Genomic DNA, 16,193 nt, shown 5'->3' with positions numbered 1-16,193 from the left:
GGGCGTTCAACCTGGCCTGAAAGAGACAAAAGGCAGCCGAGGCTGCCTTAATAATCACCAGGTTTCATCCTGTTTGGATACACGCTGGAAAGGTCTGATAAGGAGCTGATTGATAAATTTGTGGTAGAAGAGTTGATGTAAGTGGTAGCCGATGCTCCGTTTCAACTGTACACCTTGTCTTTCGGACTCGAGATTGGAGAACTGCGCGTGCTCGGAGAGGCCGACGCAATAAGGCACAACCGCTTTGACTGTCACAAAGTCCCGGTTGAATACGGCCCAGTCATCGGCCACTGCCCATACTGGGTAGAGATTGTCGAGCAGCTGCTTCGCGGCGGCGCGTGTAACGAAATAGCCATTTGCGCGAATCGGTGTGCCGTAAATGTCGGCTACCATGTATTTTTCATCGAGGCGCCGGGTCTTTCTATTCTTGTATTTCCGCACATGATTCAACAAGAAAACGACCGGTTCGCTGCTGGCATACTCGCGTTGCAGCCCTGTTAAAACAGCGGGCAAATCCTCGCTTAGTTGCGCGTCATCTTCCAGCACCAGCGCATACTGCATGCCTTCTTCAAGCATTTTCCGATAAGTGAACACATGGCTAAGCGCGCAGCCAATCTCGGAAGGCGTCAGGTCATGCGACAGCTCAATGGCACGGCGCTTATCGTAGTGCTGCGCCAGTTCTTCAGGCGTTAGAAATTTGCCGTAGACCGCACTGAAAATCGTATAAGGGATGCCGGCTTTTTCGAGTTGTCGTGAGATGTTCTCCCGCCTCTCAACATCTTTCTCAAGATTGACAACGAAACATCCAACTTCATTTTTCATAAATTAACTCCGAAGGCAGCGGAGACGCGACAGCTTTCTCCAGTTCCTCTTGCCTGTTGATGACGAATGCCGACAGGGCCGCCACGCTGATGATGTAGAAGTCGCTGCACAGGTTTGAATAGAACATGGTCTCGCTCAGGCCAAAGGCCAGGAACGCCAGGCTTGTGGCCAGCCCCATGCCGGCCGCTACGCGTTGCTGCGAGTCTGCGCTCCGCAAGAACTTCTTGAACCACAGGCCAGGTACAAGATAGAGTGCAAGCATGGCAATGGCACCAGGTGTTCCCAGCGTCGCCATGAAGTGCAGAAGGTCATTGTGAGAGTGGAGTTGCATTCCCGCTAGCGGCGTAATTACCCTGTCCCTTGCCAATTTTCTCAGCGTTTCCTCATATGGAGCAGTGCCAACGCCGAAAACTGGATTCTCCCGGAACATGTTCCAGGAAGCTTGCCAGAGTTGCAAGCGGATGCCGATCGACGTTTCGGCTTTCGGCTGTTCGGCATAATGCACGGTTTCGGAATAGGCGAGTTCGATCCGCGTTTTCGTGTATGGCAAAGAAGCCATCGCCGCGGCAAGCAACAGCATTGAAACAACCGATATAGCGATCTTGCGGCGATCGTGCATGCTCTGCTTAAGCGACACGGCAATCAGAATGAAGACGGGAACTGCGATCCAGCTACCACGGGTGCCCGACATATACGAGGCAACCAGACTCAAGACGCACGCCACTACTTTGATCGCCATCGGTGCGACTTCATCCCGCGTATTCCATCCGATGGAAAGCAAAGCCATGCATCCCATCAGCAGCGTCAGATTCGAGAACAGAATGAACGGGTTCGAAATGATGCCGCCAGGGCGTCCATTCACTCCATATGTCGTCCAGATCAACGCGATGGAGCAAAGCAGGGCCCCAATTACCCAAGACCACTGAAGAATACGGAGCTTATCGCTCGATAGTAGTAGGAACACCCAAAGCAAAAGCGGAAACACGGCAAGTTGCAGCCCTTTTTCAAAAGGCTTGAACACGAATGCGCCATGTGCAGCTTGATTAAGGAGGACTGCGATGAGCATGCCCGCCATTGCAAGATGAATACCCCAATATTTCTTTAAGATGTCACGAAATGACTTCCCGCCCGGCTTCACTCCAAGCGCAAGGCCACCAACAGCACACAATAGCAACACGTAAAAGTTGAAACGCCGGCCGACGGGCAAGATCAACAACACGCTGGGGAAAGACACTAGGAGTACGCTGAGAAGACGGTGCAGCTGGGATGTCTTTGTACTAATCTTTGTACTAATCATTTACGGTATTGGGGCGTCTACAAAAGGCGCCAGTGTTAGGCTTTGCTTAAGACAGGGATTATACAGAGTCCGATGCAGCGAACCTGATAATCAGGGCCATGGCGCGCGGAGCCGTTCTGGCTGGCCGATTCCCGGCAGCCTGTAGAAAGACAAAAAGGCAGCCGAGGCTGCCTTTCCATTGCGACGAGAAGAAGGGATCAGCCCTTGATCTTGCGCAGTTTTGCGATTGCTGCCAGCTGGCCGATAGCCGCTGCCAGTTCCGCTTGTGCTTTCGCGTAGTCGATGCCGGTCTGCTTGTTCGCCAGGCTTTCTTCCGCCAGTTTCTTGGCAGCTTCAGCTTTGGCTTCATCCAGGTCGTGACCACGGATCGCGGTGTCAGCCAGGACCGTCACGGCGTTTGGCTGCACTTCCAGCAGGCCGCCGGCGACGAAGACGAACTCTTCTTCAGCCTGGCCTGGAACCTGGATGCGCACCGCGCCTGGACGGATACGGGTGATCAGCGGGGTGTGCTTCGGGTAGATACCCAGCTCGCCCTGCTCGCCCGGCAACGCCACGAAAGTCGCTTCGCCCGAGAAGATCTGCTCTTCGGCCGAAACCACATCAACGTGAATAGTGTTTGCCATGTTTATCCTCTGTAGCTATAGCGGCCCCGGTGAGGAGGCCGCTACGACAATCGAATTAGCCCAGTTTCTTGGCTTTTTCGATGGCTTCTTCGATGGTACCAACCATGTAGAAGGCCTGTTCTGGCAGGTGGTCCAGTTCGCCGGAAGCGATCATCTTGAAGCCCTTGATCGTGTCTTTCAGCGAAACGTACTTACCTGGGGAACCGGTAAACACTTCAGCAACGTGGAACGGCTGGGACAGGAAACGCTGCATCTTACGTGCGCGAGCAACGACCAGCTTGTCTTCTGGAGCCAGTTCGTCCATACCCAGAATCGCGATAATGTCGCGCAGTTCTTTGTAGCGCTGCAGGGTGCCCTGTACGGCACGTGCGGTGTTGTAGTGCTCTTCGCCCACAACCAGCGGGTCCAGCTGACGGGAGGTCGAATCCAGTGGGTCAACTGCAGGGTAGATACCGAGTGCAGCGATGTCACGGGACAGAACGACGGTCGAGTCCAGGTGGCCGAAGGTGGTTGCTGGGGACGGGTCGGTCAAGTCGTCCGCTGGAACGTAGACGGCCTGGATCGAGGTGATCGAACCGGTCTTGGTGGAGGTAATACGCTCCTGCAGACGGCCCATCTCTTCGGCCAGGGTAGGCTGGTAACCCACTGCGGAAGGCATACGGCCCAGCAGTGCGGAAACTTCGGTACCGGCCAGGGTGAAGCGGTAGATGTTGTCCACGAAGAACAGAACGTCACGGCCTTCGTCACGGAAGGATTCAGCGATGGTCAGGCCGGTCAGCGCCACGCGCAGACGGTTGCCAGGTGGTTCGTTCATCTGACCGTAAACCATGGCCACTTTGGAGTTGGCTGGGTTTTCCAGGTCAACCACTTTGGCGTCAGCCATTTCGTGGTAGAAGTCGTTACCTTCACGGGTACGCTCACCAACACCGGCGAACACGGACAGACCCGAGTGCGCTTTAGCGATGTTGTTGATCAGTTCCATCATGTTCACGGTCTTGCCCACACCTGCACCGCCGAACAGACCAACCTTACCACCCTTAGCGAATGGGCAGACCAGGTCAATCACCTTGATGCCGGTTTCCAGCAGGTCTTGGGATGGGGACAGTTCGTCGTAAGCAGGAGCCACGCGGTGGATCGAAGCAGTCTGCTCGTGGGAGACAGGGCCGCATTCGTCGATCGGGTTGCCCAGCACGTCCATAATACGGCCCAGGGTAGCTTTACCCACTGGAACCATGATTGGTTTGCCGGTGTTCTGGATGGTCATGCCGCGACGCAGACCGTCGGAAGAGCCCAGAGCAATGGTACGGACAATGCCGTCACCCAACTGCTGTTGCACTTCCAGGGTCAGCTCGGAGCCTTCCATCTTCAGCGCGTCAAAAACCTTAGGCATCGCGTTGCGTGGGAACTCAACGTCCACCACAGCGCCGATACACTGAACGATTTTGCCATCAGCCATGTTCGTTCCTTCAAATATAGTTAAATTCGTTTAAACCGCTGCCGCACCGGCGACGATTTCAGACAGTTCTTTGGTAATTGCAGCCTGGCGGGTCTTGTTGTAGACCAGCTTCAACTCACCGATCACGTTGCCGGCGTTGTCCGACGCGGACTTCATCGCCACCATACGCGCCGATTGCTCGGACGCCAGGTTTTCTGCAACGGCCTGGTACACCAGCGCTTCAATGTAGCGCTCGAGCAGTTCGTCGATCACGGAAGCAGCGTCCGGCTCGTAGATGTAGTCCCAGTTGTGGGAGTGCTCATCGGCCTTCATCTTGTCCGCGGTCAGCGGCAGCAGCTGCTCGACCATCGGCTCTTGCTTCATCGTGTTGATGAACTTGGTGTAGCACAGGTAAACGGCGTCCAGTTTGCCTTCCTGGAATTTCTCCAGCATCACTTGCACTGGGCCGATCAGCTTTTCCAGGTGCGGCGTATCGCCGATCTGGGTAGCTTGTGCGACCACTGGTACACCGATGCGGTTCAGGAAGCCCAAACCTTTGTTACCAATTGCGACTGCTTCAATCTTGTTGCCTGCAGCTTCCAGCTCGCGGGTCTTGTTGGTCACCATACGCAGAACGTTGGTGTTCATACCACCGCACAGACCCTTGTCGGTCGTCACGATGATAAAGCCCACAGCCTTGGCTTCCGTACCGGCTTCAGCCAGGAACGGGTGCGTGTACTCTGGATTGGCGTTAGCCAAGTTCGCAGCGATATTACGAATCTTGTCACTGTAGGGACGGGCGGCGCGCATACGGTCCTGCGCTTTGCGCATTTTCGATGCAGCGACCATTTCCATCGCCTTGGTGATCTTCTTCGTATTCTCTACGCTCTTGATCTTGCCACGTATCTCTTTACCTACTGCCATGATCCTTCTCCTTTGCGTGGAGGCCCGTCGCCGGGCCCCCGAATATTAGTTTGCGAAGGATTTCTTGAACTCGGCAATGGCGGCCGACAGCGCAGCTTCGCCGTCTTTGTCCAGTTGCTTGGTTTCTTCGATCTTGGCCAGCAGAGCGGAGTGCTTGGTCTTCAGGAACGAGTGCAGTTCGGCTTCGAAAGCCAGCACGCGCTTGACAGCGACGTCGTCCAGGAAGCCCTTGTTCACTGCGAACAGCGAAGCGCCCATCAGGGAAATCGACAGTGGCGAGTACTGAGCCTGCTTCAGCAGTTCGGTCACGCGGGCACCGCGGTCCAGCTGCTTACGGGTCGATTCGTCCAGGTCGGAAGCGAACTGCGCGAACGCAGCCAGTTCACGGTACTGTGCCAGGTCGGTACGGATACCGCCGGACAGGTTCTTGATGACCTTGGTCTGGGCAGCGCCACCAACGCGGGACACCGAGATACCTGCGTTAATCGCAGGACGGATACCGGAGTTGAACAGCGAGGTTTCCAGGAAGATCTGGCCGTCGGTAATCGAAATCACGTTGGTTGGAACGAACGCGGAAACGTCGCCAGCCTGGGTTTCGATGATCGGCAGTGCGGTCAGGGAACCGGTCTTGCCTTTGACAGCGCCTTTGGTGAAGGCTTCGACGTAGTCGGCGTTCACGCGAGCAGCGCGTTCCAGCAGACGGGAGTGCAGGTAGAACACGTCGCCTGGGTATGCTTCGCGGCCAGGTGGGCGGCGCAGCAGCAGGGAGATCTGACGGTAAGCAACTGCTTGCTTGGACAGGTCGTCGTACACGATCAGGGCGTCTTCACCGCGGTCGCGGAAGTATTCGCCCATGGTGCAACCGGAGTAAGCCGAGATGTACTGCATTGCTGCCGATTCCGAAGCGGAAGCGGCCACAACAATGGTGTACTCCATCGCGCCGTGCTGTTCCAGGGAACGCACGATGTTCTTGATGGTCGATGCTTTCTGGCCGATAGCAACGTAGATACAGGTAACGCCTTGGCCTTTTTGGTTGATGATGGCATCAACTGCAACGGCGGACTTACCGGTCTGACGGTCGCCAATGATCAGCTCACGCTGGCCACGGCCGATTGGCACCATCGCGTCGATCGACTTCAGGCCGGTCTGCATAGGCTGGCCGACGGACTCACGGGCGATAACGCCTGGAGCGATCTTTTCGATTGGGGAGGTCAGGGTGGTGTTAACAGGACCTTTGCCGTCGATCGGCTGGCCCAGGGCGTTAACAACGCGGCCACGCAGTTCAGGACCGATTGGAACTTCCAGGATACGGCCGGTGCACTTGACGGTGTCGCCTTCGGAGATGTGCTCGTAGGCGCCCAGAATAACGGCACCAACGGAGTCACGCTCCAGGTTCATTGCCAGGCCGAAGGTGTTGCCTGGGAATTCCAGCATCTCACCTTGCATCACGTCCGACAGGCCGTGGATGCGGCAGATACCGTCTGCTACGGAAATTACGGTGCCTTGATTGCGCACTTCAGCGCCGCCATCAATGCCTTGGATCCGGCTCTTGATCAGCTCGCTGATTTCGGATGGGTTGAGTTGCATACTAACTCCTAAATGTTTTCTCTCTAGCTGTCGCGAAAGGCGGCCCGGTTAGGCGACCAGCGCGGAACGCAGCTGCTGCAGCTTGGCGTTAACCGAAGTGTCCAGCACTTCGTCGCCAACCACGACGCGAACGCCACCGATCAACGAAGGATCGGTCTTCACGACTGGTTTGAGCTTGCGGCTGAATTTCTTTTCCAGCGTCTTGATCAGCTCGGCCACTTGGGCTTCGCTCATGTCGAATGCGCTCGTGATTTCGGCGTCTGCCGCACCTTCGGCTGCGTTCTTCAGCAGCGCGAACTGGGCGCCGATTTCCGGCAGCAATGCGATACGACCGTTTTCGATCAGCATCGAGAGGAAGTTGTTCGCTTCCGCGTTGAGCGGCGATTTCAGCAAGGCCTTGATGGCTGCGATGACATCGCTATCCAGAACTTTTGGATTGCGGGCATATGCCAGCACCTCTTCATGCGAACCGATCTGGGCCAGTTCGGACACCAGATCGGACCACTGCGCGAGGTTGCCAGCCTGGGCTACGCGGAAGAGGGCTTCCGCGTAAGGACGGGCGACGGTTGCGAGCTCTGCCATAATCAGAGCTCGGTAGCCAGGCGAGACAGCAGGTCAGCGTGAGCCGACGCGTTGACTTCGCGCTTCAGGATTTGCTCGGCGCCCTTCACAGCCAGGTCAGCCACTTGACCACGCAGCGCTTCGCGGGCCTGGGTTACTTGCTGCTCGGCTTCAGCCTTGGCTTGCGCCACGATGCGGGCGGCTTCGGCTTGTGCGTTTGCTTTGATTTCTTCAGCGACCAGTTGTGCGCGCTTGTCGGCGTCTGCGACTACCTGGGCAGCATCGGCTTTAGCCGACGCCAGAACTGCGGCGGCATCTTTTTGTGCCTGCTCGCCGGCAGTTTTACCCTGGTCAGCCGCAGCCAGACCGTCTGCAATACGCTTGGCACGCTCATCCAGCGCATTGTTCAGCGCTGGGAATACGAACTTCATCGAGAACCAGACGAGCACCGCGAAGGTGATCATCTGACCGATGAGAGACATATTGATGTTCATACCTTGCTCCTAGAAAGAGTTTCCCCGGTTGGAGCGTTAATTACTGAACAGCGGCGGTCAGGGCGGTCAGGAATGGGTTGTTGAAGGTGAACAGCAGAGCAACACCAACGCCGATCATGGAGATCGCGTCCAGCAGACCAGCGATAACGAACAGTTTGGTTTGCAGTTGTGGCATCAGTTCAGGCTGACGTGCCGAAGCTTCCAGGAACTTGCCGCCCAGGATAGCGAAGCCGAGTGCGGTGCCGATGGCGCCCAGGCCAACGATGATTGCTACGGCCAGAACGGTCATGCTTTGTACTTGTGCGATCAGAGCTTGCATTAGATTTCTCCTAATTTAAAAAAAACGAAAATACCAAAAAACTAAAACCAAATACTACGAATAAGTTGCTGATTAGTGCTTTTCAACCGCGAGGGCCAGGTACACAACCGTCAACGCCATAAACACAAACGCTTGCAGGGTAACAATCAGAATGTGGAAGATTGCCCATGGGCCGCCCAGCAGCCACTGTGCCCACCATGGCAGCAGTGCGATCAGGATGAAGATCAGCTCGCCGGCGTACATATTGCCGAACAGTCGCAGCGACAGGGAAATTGGTTTGGCGAACAGCTCCAGCATCTGGAAGATGAAGTTGATCGGTGCCAGGATGATGGTGCCGACGGTGCCGTGAGCGTGGAACGGTGCGGTGAACAGTTCTTTGGTCCAGCCGCCAGCGCCTTTTGCCTTGATCGAGAAGCCGATGATGCACAGCAGAACGCCGATCGACATGCCGAAGGTGTGGTTCACGTCGGCGGTAGGCACAACGCGCAGCTTGTGCACACCGAACCAGCTCAGCACTTTAGGCAGCAGGTCGACAGGCAGGAAGTCCATGGCGTTCATCAGCCAGACCCATACGAAGATGGTAATGGCCAGTGGAGCGATAACTTTGGATTTGGCGTGGAATGCGGAGTTGACGGTCTCGTTGACCATCTCCATGACCCACTCAACGAGGTTCTGCAACTTGCCTGGCACGCCAGCGGTGGCGCGGCGGGAAGCCATGTAGAACATGCCCAGGAACACGAAGCCAAGGATCAGGGAGATCCAGAAGGTGTCCAGGTTGATGGAATTAGGGGAGACAACATCACCAGCGGAATTCAGGTGCGAAAGGTGGTGCTGGATGTACTCGGTGGCGTTAGCCGGGCCGGCGTGACCGCCCGTAGCGTGTTCAGTAGTCATAGGTCCGAATTTTTAATGATTAAATCTTGAGCAGCGACAGCCAGTAAGCCAGGGTTGCCACTACGAATCCCAGGATCAGCCATAACCAGGCGGCTGACTTAAACAGCACCAGTGCGCAAATAAACAGCACTGCCGTTACAAATACCTTCAGCATCTCGGCGCGGAAGTGCGTCCGAAATGCTTTCTTTGCATCATCGGTGCCGCGCGCTACCATCAGCGCGTAAATCAGGCTCCCGATCACTGCCATACCGCCGCCCACGGCTGCGGACCAGCCTTTTTCCACCCCGGCGAAAAGCGCCACGGTAGCGGAAAAGAGGACGGCGATGGTGAACTGCAGGGCAACTACTCGGAAAACTGGCCAGGCGATACTTCTTGAAGAATCACTCACTTGCCACCATTCCTTTAGACCCAAAGACACGGGATTATAGTTTGTTTACGTTGCCAAGGTCAAACGTGGTGCATCGCAAAAAGGCACTCAAACAACAAGAAATTCTGCCCAAAAAGCGTGCAAATGCCGATTACTCACAGGGTAATAGCGCGCCAGAATAGCGCAGCAGGCTGACAGGGAACTGTCAGCTCTGGTGCATGGCGCTCTTTCAAAACCGGTACGACAGTGTCTGACCCACAGGGTCAGACACTGGTTTGCTGCCGTCGCGGGTCGGGTGTCTGACCCTGTGGGTCAGACACCGGTTTGCCGGTTTTAGCCGCGCAGACGGGCAATCACCCCATCCAGAATATCGAGATCCGCGAAATCGATAATCATCTGGCCACGCCCCTTGGCGCCCATCTTGAACACGACCGAGGTAGCCAGGGTATCGGACAGCTCCTCTTCCAGCCGCTTGATGTCGCCCGACTTTTCCTTCGCACGCGGTGCCGGTTTGGACTTCGCCTCTTCCATGTGGTTGTGGACAAGTTTCTCCGTTTCGCGCACCGACAGTCGTTTCGCTACAACAACATTCGCCAGGGCAATTTGTGATGCCGCATCGACAGCCAACAGCGCACGGGCATGGCCCATGTCGATATCACCTGCCATCAGCATGGTTTGCACCGGTTCCGCCAGGTTCAGCAGGCGCAGCAGGTTCGACACCGCCGAACGCGAGCGGCCGACTGCCTGGGCCGCCTGTTCATGGGTGAAGCTGAAATCGGTGATCAGGCGATGGATACCCTGCGCCTCTTCCAGCGGGTTCAGGTCTTCGCGCTGGATGTTCTCGATCAGGGCCATCGCGGCCGCAGTCGTGTCGTCCACGTCCTTCACCAGGACCGGCACAGTTTCTAATCCGGCAAGTTGTGCCGCACGGAAACGTCGCTCGCCCGCGATGATTTCATATTTGACATGGCCAGTCCCCTTGTCGATACCGACCGGTCGAACCAATAGTGGCTGGATGATGCCCTGGGTCTTGATCGACGAAGCGAGTTCCGCCAGGCCGCCCTCGTCCATCTGTGTACGCGGCTGGTATTTACCGGCTTGCAGGAATTGCACCGCCATTTCCGACGGAGTCGGATGGGAAGTTGGATTGGACGGATCTTCGTCGCCACCGAGCAGCGCGTCGAGGCCGCGGCCGAGGCCTTTCATTTTTTTAGTTGCCATCGTTGATTACATTTTCTTGATACGTTTAACCATCTCTGCGCCGAAGGCGATGTAGGCCTGCGCTCCTTTCGAGGTCGGGTCGAAGGTCACGCCCGGCATGCCGTAGGACGGCGCCTCGGCCAATCGCACATTGCGCGGAATGATGGTCTTGAATACTTTGTCGCCGAAGTGCTGCTCGAGCTGGGCCGAGACTTGCTGCGACAGCGTCATGCGCGGATCAAACATCACGCGCAGCAGGCCGATGATCTTCAGGTCCGGGTTCAGGTTGGCGTGCACCTTCTTGATGGTGTTGACCAGGTCGGACAAACCTTCCAGCGCGTAGTACTCGCACTGCATAGGAATGATCACGCCATGCGCCGCGCACAAACCATTCAGAGTCAGCATCGACAGCGCAGGAGGGCAATCGATCAGCATGAAGTCATAGTCTTTGGCAGCCAGGCCCAGTGCGTCGCGCAGGCGGCGCTCGCGATTCTCGAGCTGCACCATCTCGACTTCGGCGCCGGCCAGTTCACGATTTGCAGGCAACACATCAAAGCCGCCCGCTTCCGAACGCACGCGTGCAGTCGCCACGTCGGCCGTGCCGAGCAAGACTTCATAAGTGGAAGCTTGGAGCGTCGCCTTGTTGATCCCCGCGCCCATTGTCGCGTTACCCTGAGGGTCGAGGTCAACAAGCAACACTCGTTGATTTAGTTTGGCCAGGCCGGCGGCCAGGTTCACAGTCGTGGTAGTCTTACCTACGCCGCCCTTTTGATTTGCTACACAGAAAATTTTGGCCATCGAGTTTTCTTATATGGTCTAAATCGTTTATTCGGTATAAACCGTTTATACTATTTATTTCGTATAAACGATTAAAATTATTTATACTGTTTAGCCAGTTACGCCCTGCCGATGAAAACCAGGTGGCGCTGTGCATCCAGTCCTGGTACTTGCAAAGGCTGTAGCTCGTTCACTTTCCATGGATCTGGCAGTCGCTCTCGCTCCTCTGCCGGCGCCGTGCCTTTCAGGGCTATGAATCGACCGCCCTCTGCCAGCAGGTGCCCGGACCAGTTCACAAAATCGCTGAGGTCCGCAAAGGCCCGCGAGGTGATGACGTCGTAGGGCGTCTTGACCTGCAGTTCCTGCACCTTCTTTGTGTACACCGTTACGTTGCCAAGCTCCAGCTCTGCTTTGACCTGATTCAGGAAGGCCGTCTTTTTGTGGACGATGTCGATCATCGACACTTTCATCTCCGGCCTGGCAATCGCCAGCACTACGCCCGGCAATCCGCCCCCTGCCCCGACATCCAGCACATTCTGCGCATCCGTGAATGCCGGCACTGCTGCCAGCGAATCCAGGACGTGCAGGGTCATCATTTCCATCGGGTCGCGAACGGCCGTCAGGTTGTACACCTTGTTCCACTTGTTCAGCAGGGCCAGGTAGTCCAGCAGTTTTTCCTGTTGTGCTTCGCTCAGGCCCAGGTCCAGCTTTTCGACGCCATTCTTCAACACGTGCGCCAACGCGGCGCGATCAAATACCGCCATCAAGCCGCCTCGTCTTTCAGTGTGACAAAGCCGCCGTAACCGGCTTTCTTCAGGTGCACCAGAAGCAGCGAAATCGCCGCCGGAGTCACGCCCGAAATACGCGAAGCCTGGCCCAGGGTTTCCGGACGATGCTTCTGCAGTTTTTGCCGCACTTCCATCGACAGCGCCGTGATCTCGGCGTAGTTGAAGCCTTCCGGCAACTTCAGGTTTTCGTAGTGCTCGTGACGCTCGACTTCACGCAACTGGCGATCGATATAGCCCGAGTACTTCAGGGTAATCTCGATCTGCTCCATCACTGCCTCATCGGTGACGCCGGGACCAGCCAGCGGCTGGCCTTCATTGCCGGTCATGGTCATCAGCTTTTCATAGCCGACACCCGGACGGCGCAGCAGGTCTGCCAGCGAGTATTCGCGTTCGATGGCCTGGCCAATCACGCGTTCCGACTCGGCTGCCGCCAGAATGCGCGGGTTGACCCAGGTCGATTTCAGGCGCTCCAGTTCCTGCGCAACGGCCTCGCGTTTGCGATCGAATGCTTCCCATTGCGCGTCGCCAACCACGCCGAGCTTACGCCCGATTTCTGTCAGGCGCATGTCAGCGTTGTCTTCACGCAGGCTCAGGCGGTATTCAGCACGGCTGGTGAACATGCGGTATGGCTCTTGCACACCCTGGGTCACCAGGTCATCGACCAGCACGCCGAGGTAGGCTTCCGAACGGGCTGGAGTCCAGGATTCTTCGCCCTTGGTTTGCAGTGCCGCGTTAATCCCGGCCAGCATGCCCTGCGCCGCAGCTTCTTCGTAACCGGTGGTACCGTTGATCTGTCCCGCGAAGAACAGGCCGTTGATCGCCTTGGTTTCCAGCGAAGCTTTCAGGCCGCGCGGGTCGAAATAGTCATACTCGATGGCATAGCCAGGACGCAGGATATGCGCGTTCTCCAGGCCCTTCATCGAACGCACCAGCTCGATTTGCACATCGAATGGCAGGCTGGTCGAGATACCGTTCGGGTAGAACTCGTGGGTCGTCAGGCCTTCCGGTTCCAGGAAGATCTGATGCGATTCCTTGGCTGAGAAGCGGTGAATCTTGTCTTCAATCGACGGGCAGTAACGCGGGCCAACGCCCTCGATCACGCCGGTGTACATCGGACTACGGTCGAGGCCGCCACGAATAATGTCGTGGGTTTTCTGGTTGGTATGGGTAACCCAGCACGGCAACTGTTGCGGGTGCATGGAGGCATTGCCCATCACCGAAAACACTGGCACTGGGTCCAGGTCGCCCGGCTGTTCGGTCATTTGCGAAAAGTCGATGCTGCGGCCATCGATGCGTGGCGGCGTACCGGTCTTCAGGCGGCCCTGTGGCAGCTTCAATTCTTTCAGGCGTGCCGACAGCGAAAGCGCTGGCGGATCACCGGCACGGCCAGCCGAGAAATTCTGCAGGCCGACGTGGATCTTACCGTCCAGGAATGTGCCAGCGGTCAGCACGACAGCACGGCCCAGGAACTTCAAGCCAATCTGGGTGACGGCGCCAACGACGCGGTCCCCCTCCACCATCAGGTCGTCTACCGCCTGCTGGAACAGCCACAAGTTGGGCTGGTTTTCCAGACGGTGGCGGATAGCGGCCTTGTACAGGATACGGTCGGCCTGGGCGCGAGTCGCGCGCACGGCAGGGCCTTTGGATGAATTCAGGATACGGAACTGGATGCCCGACTCATCGGTTGCGATGGCCATGGCGCCACCCATTGCGTCGACCTCTTTGACGAGGTGGCCTTTGCCAATGCCGCCAATGGATGGGTTGCACGACATCTGACCCAGCGTCTCAATGTTGTGTGTCAACAGGAGAGTCTTCTGGCCCATGCGGGCGGAAGCGAGGGCCGCCTCGGTACCGGCGTGACCACCGCCGACAACGATAACGTCGAATTCAGTAGGAAATAACATGGTAAAAATGGGGGAAAGCTGGGGATCGAACTGAATTATAAAGTTTTTTCGACCGTGCGAATTTTTTGGGCAGGATTTTTTTGATCGAAATGTTTCACGTGAAACAAAAAAGGGCGCCGTTTGGCACCCTCTTCAACATTGTTTCACGTGAAACACTATCACTTAATCCATGCGTCATAGCCGGTTTTGACGATCAACATCACCACTACAACCAGGAACAGACGGCGCACAAACTCACTCCCATGCTTCAGCGCCAGTTTGGTACCCAGCACAGAGCCAACCACCTGGGACACCGCCATCATCAAGCCGAGCTGCCAGATGATGTGGCCAGTGAATCCGAACAACAGGATTGCCGCCACATTACACGCCACGTTCACCACCTTGGCAGCCGCCGAGGCGCCGAGAAAGTCGAAGCCAAAGCTGCGCACGAACAGGAAGACCAGGAAGCTCCCGGTGCCTGGGCCAAAGAAGCCGTCATAGAAACCAATCCCCGCACCGACCAACACCGCCAGCACCCTCTCCTTGGTACCGGTGTGCAGCGGAGCGTGAACACTGCCCAGGTCCTTGCGATAGAAGGTATAAACGGCCACCGCCAACAGCACAAATGGCAGCAGTCCTCGCAAGAAGTCAGGCGGAATCCTGGTGACGGTATAGGCTCCGAGGAAGGCAAACAGGAAAGCCGCGATCGCCGCCGGCGCCACGGTCGTCCAGGCGATTTGCGTGCGGCGCGCATAGTTCACTGCCGCTGCGCTGGTCCCGAATACGCTGGCAACCTTATTGGTTCCCAACAGCGTTGCTGGCGGAGTACCGCTCATGGCCGAGAAGAGAGCCGGAATCTGGATCAGTCCACCGCCTCCAACAACCGCATCCACAAAACCTGCCGCGAACGCAGCCCCAGCCAACAAACCATACTCGACCATCACCCGCCCCAACTGATTCGGAAACGTAATATTGTAAGCCGGAACACAGCAGGGCGCCCGAGGCTGGTGTAAGCTTCCTTGATGAACCTGATCACCTCTTTCAGCTTCGCGACCGTTCCTGTATTCCTGTCTGCTCCCGGCGCGACAAAGGACTTGGGCAAGGAACTTCGCGCACGGTTCCCAGACCTCCGCCGCGTGCTGCTCGTTACCGACCAAGGCTTCCTGCGCACGGGCCTGGCCGAGGCACCGATCGCAAGCTTGCGCTCGGCAATGTTTCACGTGGAACAATTTGCGGACGTGGTAGCTGATCCACCCGAACACGTGATCGAAGAGGCACTCGAACTCGCCCGTCAGAACGAGACCGAACTCGTCATTGGTCTCGGCGGAGGGAGCTCAATGGATGTCGCCAAGCTGGTCGCCGTGCTCGCCGACAGCCCTCAATCACTCGCAGAAATCTACGGCATTGGCAATGTCCGCGGAACGCGCCTACCCTTGGTCCAAATCCCGACGACTGCCGGTACCGGCTCCGAAGTCACCAACATCTCCATCGTGACAACAGACGCCACCAGCAAGATGGGCATCGTCGCTCCTCAACTCTTCGCCGATATGGCGATACTTGATGCCGAGCTCACCATTGGCTTGCCCTCTGCAGTAACCGCAGCAACCGGTATCGACGCAATGGTTCACGCCATTGAAGCCTACACCAGCAAACACAAGAAGAATCCCCTCTCCGATGGCTTGGCCCTCCAGGCCTTGAACCTGCTGTCGCGCCACCTGATCCGCGCCTGCGAGAACGGCCACGACCTAGTCGCCCGCCAGGCCATGCTGCTCGGCGCGATGTTGGCTGGTCAAGCCTTCGCCAACGCGCCCGTCGCGGCAGTCCACGCCCTAGCCTATCCGATCGGCGGCGTCTTCCATGTCCCGCATGGGCTATCGAACTCGCTGGTTTTGCCCCATGTGCTGCGATTCAACGCAGAGGCATGCGCCGAGCAATATGCCGAGCTGGCAACAATTGTCGTTCCCCACACCGAAGGCAGCCCCGCAGCGCGCGCCGAGGCACTCGCTGTTGCAATGCAACAATTCGCCATCATCACGGGGCTGCCTCGCACGCTGCAGCAAGTCGGCATCACCTCCAGCGACCTCGACCTGCTGGCCGACGAGGCCTTGAAGCAAACCCGCCTGCTCGGCAACAATCCACGTCCGGTCACACGCGACGACGCCCACGCACTATACAAATTGGCGCTCTGAAACATCACGGCCCTCAACGATATAATCCGCGCT

Annotated in this window: 17 protein-coding genes; 1 reads left to right on the top strand and 16 read right to left on the bottom strand. The window is 57.1% G+C overall.

Annotated features, from left to right (window positions below; translation table 11 throughout):
* Positions 1-54 precede the first annotated feature (54 nt).
* From ACN9MY_RS02055 to ACN9MY_RS01980, 16 genes are all read right to left on the bottom strand, one after another.
* Positions 55-822 carry a glycosyltransferase family 25 protein gene (locus ACN9MY_RS02055; protein ID WP_426166996.1) on the bottom strand — a complete coding sequence of 256 codons (768 nt, stop codon included), beginning with the start codon at positions 820-822 and terminating at the stop codon, positions 55-57.
* On the bottom strand, positions 812-2,056 hold the full coding sequence (locus ACN9MY_RS02050; protein ID WP_426336786.1) for an O-antigen ligase family protein: 1,245 nt from the start codon (positions 2,054-2,056) through the stop codon (positions 812-814). The genes ACN9MY_RS02055 and ACN9MY_RS02050 overlap by 11 nt, the downstream gene beginning before the upstream one ends.
* A gap of 260 nt (positions 2,057-2,316) precedes the next feature.
* Entirely contained in the window at positions 2,317-2,742 is a 426-nt protein-coding gene (locus ACN9MY_RS02045; protein WP_155454855.1) for a F0F1 ATP synthase subunit epsilon, read from the bottom strand.
* 55 nt (positions 2,743-2,797) lie between these two features.
* Entirely contained in the window at positions 2,798-4,198 is a 1,401-nt protein-coding gene (gene atpD, locus ACN9MY_RS02040) for a F0F1 ATP synthase subunit beta (protein ID WP_155454856.1), read from the bottom strand.
* A gap of 30 nt (positions 4,199-4,228) precedes the next feature.
* The gene (atpG, locus tag ACN9MY_RS02035; protein WP_426166991.1) at positions 4,229-5,101 is read right to left on the bottom strand and encodes a F0F1 ATP synthase subunit gamma; all 873 of its coding nucleotides are present in this window, start codon (positions 5,099-5,101) and stop codon (positions 4,229-4,231) included.
* Positions 5,102-5,146: 45 nt separating this feature from the next.
* The gene (gene atpA, locus ACN9MY_RS02030; RefSeq protein WP_342115707.1) at positions 5,147-6,688 is read right to left on the bottom strand and encodes a F0F1 ATP synthase subunit alpha; all 1,542 of its coding nucleotides are present in this window, start codon (positions 6,686-6,688) and stop codon (positions 5,147-5,149) included.
* A 48-nt stretch (positions 6,689-6,736) separates the two neighbouring features.
* Positions 6,737-7,270, bottom strand: coding sequence for a F0F1 ATP synthase subunit delta (locus ACN9MY_RS02025; protein WP_426166989.1), 534 nt, complete (start codon positions 7,268-7,270; stop codon positions 6,737-6,739).
* Between the two features lie 2 nt (positions 7,271-7,272).
* On the bottom strand, positions 7,273-7,743 hold the full coding sequence (locus ACN9MY_RS02020; protein WP_426320178.1) for a F0F1 ATP synthase subunit B: 471 nt from the start codon (positions 7,741-7,743) through the stop codon (positions 7,273-7,275).
* A gap of 40 nt (positions 7,744-7,783) precedes the next feature.
* Positions 7,784-8,062, bottom strand: coding sequence for a F0F1 ATP synthase subunit C (gene atpE / locus ACN9MY_RS02015; protein ID WP_055939510.1), 279 nt, complete (start codon positions 8,060-8,062; stop codon positions 7,784-7,786).
* A 72-nt stretch (positions 8,063-8,134) separates the two neighbouring features.
* Positions 8,135-8,956, bottom strand: coding sequence for a F0F1 ATP synthase subunit A (atpB, locus tag ACN9MY_RS02010; RefSeq protein WP_426320176.1), 822 nt, complete (start codon positions 8,954-8,956; stop codon positions 8,135-8,137).
* A 19-nt stretch (positions 8,957-8,975) separates the two neighbouring features.
* Positions 8,976-9,344, bottom strand: coding sequence for an ATP synthase subunit I (locus tag ACN9MY_RS02005; RefSeq protein ID WP_090435673.1), 369 nt, complete (start codon positions 9,342-9,344; stop codon positions 8,976-8,978).
* Between the two features lie 312 nt (positions 9,345-9,656).
* Complete coding sequence (locus ACN9MY_RS02000) at positions 9,657-10,544, bottom strand: ParB/RepB/Spo0J family partition protein (RefSeq protein WP_426166982.1); 888 nt, start codon at positions 10,542-10,544, stop codon at positions 9,657-9,659.
* Positions 10,545-10,550: 6 nt separating this feature from the next.
* Positions 10,551-11,321, bottom strand: a complete 771-nt coding sequence (locus ACN9MY_RS01995) for a ParA family protein (RefSeq protein WP_055939498.1) — start codon at positions 11,319-11,321, stop codon at positions 10,551-10,553.
* A 98-nt stretch (positions 11,322-11,419) separates the two neighbouring features.
* A complete protein-coding gene (rsmG, locus tag ACN9MY_RS01990) occupies positions 11,420-12,064 on the bottom strand; it encodes a 16S rRNA (guanine(527)-N(7))-methyltransferase RsmG (RefSeq protein ID WP_426166979.1) in 645 nt (214 codons plus the stop codon).
* Positions 12,064-13,992: a tRNA uridine-5-carboxymethylaminomethyl(34) synthesis enzyme MnmG gene (gene mnmG / locus ACN9MY_RS01985; protein ID WP_426320163.1), complete on the bottom strand. Its 1,929-nt coding sequence runs from the start codon at positions 13,990-13,992 to the stop codon at positions 12,064-12,066. The genes rsmG and mnmG overlap by 1 nt, the downstream gene beginning before the upstream one ends.
* A gap of 158 nt (positions 13,993-14,150) precedes the next feature.
* Positions 14,151-14,912: a TSUP family transporter gene (locus ACN9MY_RS01980; protein ID WP_426336785.1), complete on the bottom strand. Its 762-nt coding sequence runs from the start codon at positions 14,910-14,912 to the stop codon at positions 14,151-14,153.
* Positions 14,913-15,002: 90 nt separating this feature from the next.
* Between ACN9MY_RS01980 and ACN9MY_RS01975 the strand changes: the two genes are divergently transcribed.
* Positions 15,003-16,160, top strand: a complete 1,158-nt coding sequence (locus tag ACN9MY_RS01975) for an iron-containing alcohol dehydrogenase (protein ID WP_426323659.1) — start codon at positions 15,003-15,005, stop codon at positions 16,158-16,160.
* The last annotated feature ends 33 nt before the right edge of the window (positions 16,161-16,193 follow it).

Origin of the sequence: Pseudoduganella sp. R-31 (assembly GCF_049913235.1) — a bacterium.
Taxonomy (GTDB): domain Bacteria; phylum Pseudomonadota; class Gammaproteobacteria; order Burkholderiales; family Burkholderiaceae_D; genus Rugamonas.
This window is presented reverse-complemented; position numbering and strand designations above follow the sequence as displayed.

Coding starts and splice junctions, on each gene's coding strand:
- atpG (WP_426166991.1), bottom strand. CDS start 5,101: ATGGCAGTAGGTAAAGAGATACGTGGCAAGATCAAGAGCGTAGAGAAT.
- ACN9MY_RS02020 (WP_426320178.1), bottom strand. CDS start 7,743: ATGAACATCAATATGTCTCTCATCGGTCAGATGATCACCTTCGCGGTG.
- atpB (WP_426320176.1), bottom strand. CDS start 8,956: ATGACTACTGAACACGCTACGGGCGGTCACGCCGGCCCGGCTAACGCC.
- ACN9MY_RS01980 (WP_426336785.1), bottom strand. CDS start 14,912: ATGGTCGAGTATGGTTTGTTGGCTGGGGCTGCGTTCGCGGCAGGTTTT.
- mnmG (WP_426320163.1), bottom strand. CDS start 13,992: ATGTTATTTCCTACTGAATTCGACGTTATCGTTGTCGGCGGTGGTCAC.
- atpA (WP_342115707.1), bottom strand. CDS start 6,688: ATGCAACTCAACCCATCCGAAATCAGCGAGCTGATCAAGAGCCGGATC.
- atpD (WP_155454856.1), bottom strand. CDS start 4,198: ATGGCTGATGGCAAAATCGTTCAGTGTATCGGCGCTGTGGTGGACGTT.
- rsmG (WP_426166979.1), bottom strand. CDS start 12,064: ATGGCGGTATTTGATCGCGCCGCGTTGGCGCACGTGTTGAAGAATGGC.
- ACN9MY_RS02000 (WP_426166982.1), bottom strand. CDS start 10,544: ATGGCAACTAAAAAAATGAAAGGCCTCGGCCGCGGCCTCGACGCGCTG.
- atpE (WP_055939510.1), bottom strand. CDS start 8,062: ATGCAAGCTCTGATCGCACAAGTACAAAGCATGACCGTTCTGGCCGTA.
- ACN9MY_RS02025 (WP_426166989.1), bottom strand. CDS start 7,270: ATGGCAGAGCTCGCAACCGTCGCCCGTCCTTACGCGGAAGCCCTCTTC.
- ACN9MY_RS01995 (WP_055939498.1), bottom strand. CDS start 11,321: ATGGCCAAAATTTTCTGTGTAGCAAATCAAAAGGGCGGCGTAGGTAAG.
- ACN9MY_RS02045 (WP_155454855.1), bottom strand. CDS start 2,742: ATGGCAAACACTATTCACGTTGATGTGGTTTCGGCCGAAGAGCAGATC.
- ACN9MY_RS02055 (WP_426166996.1), bottom strand. CDS start 822: ATGAAAAATGAAGTTGGATGTTTCGTTGTCAATCTTGAGAAAGATGTT.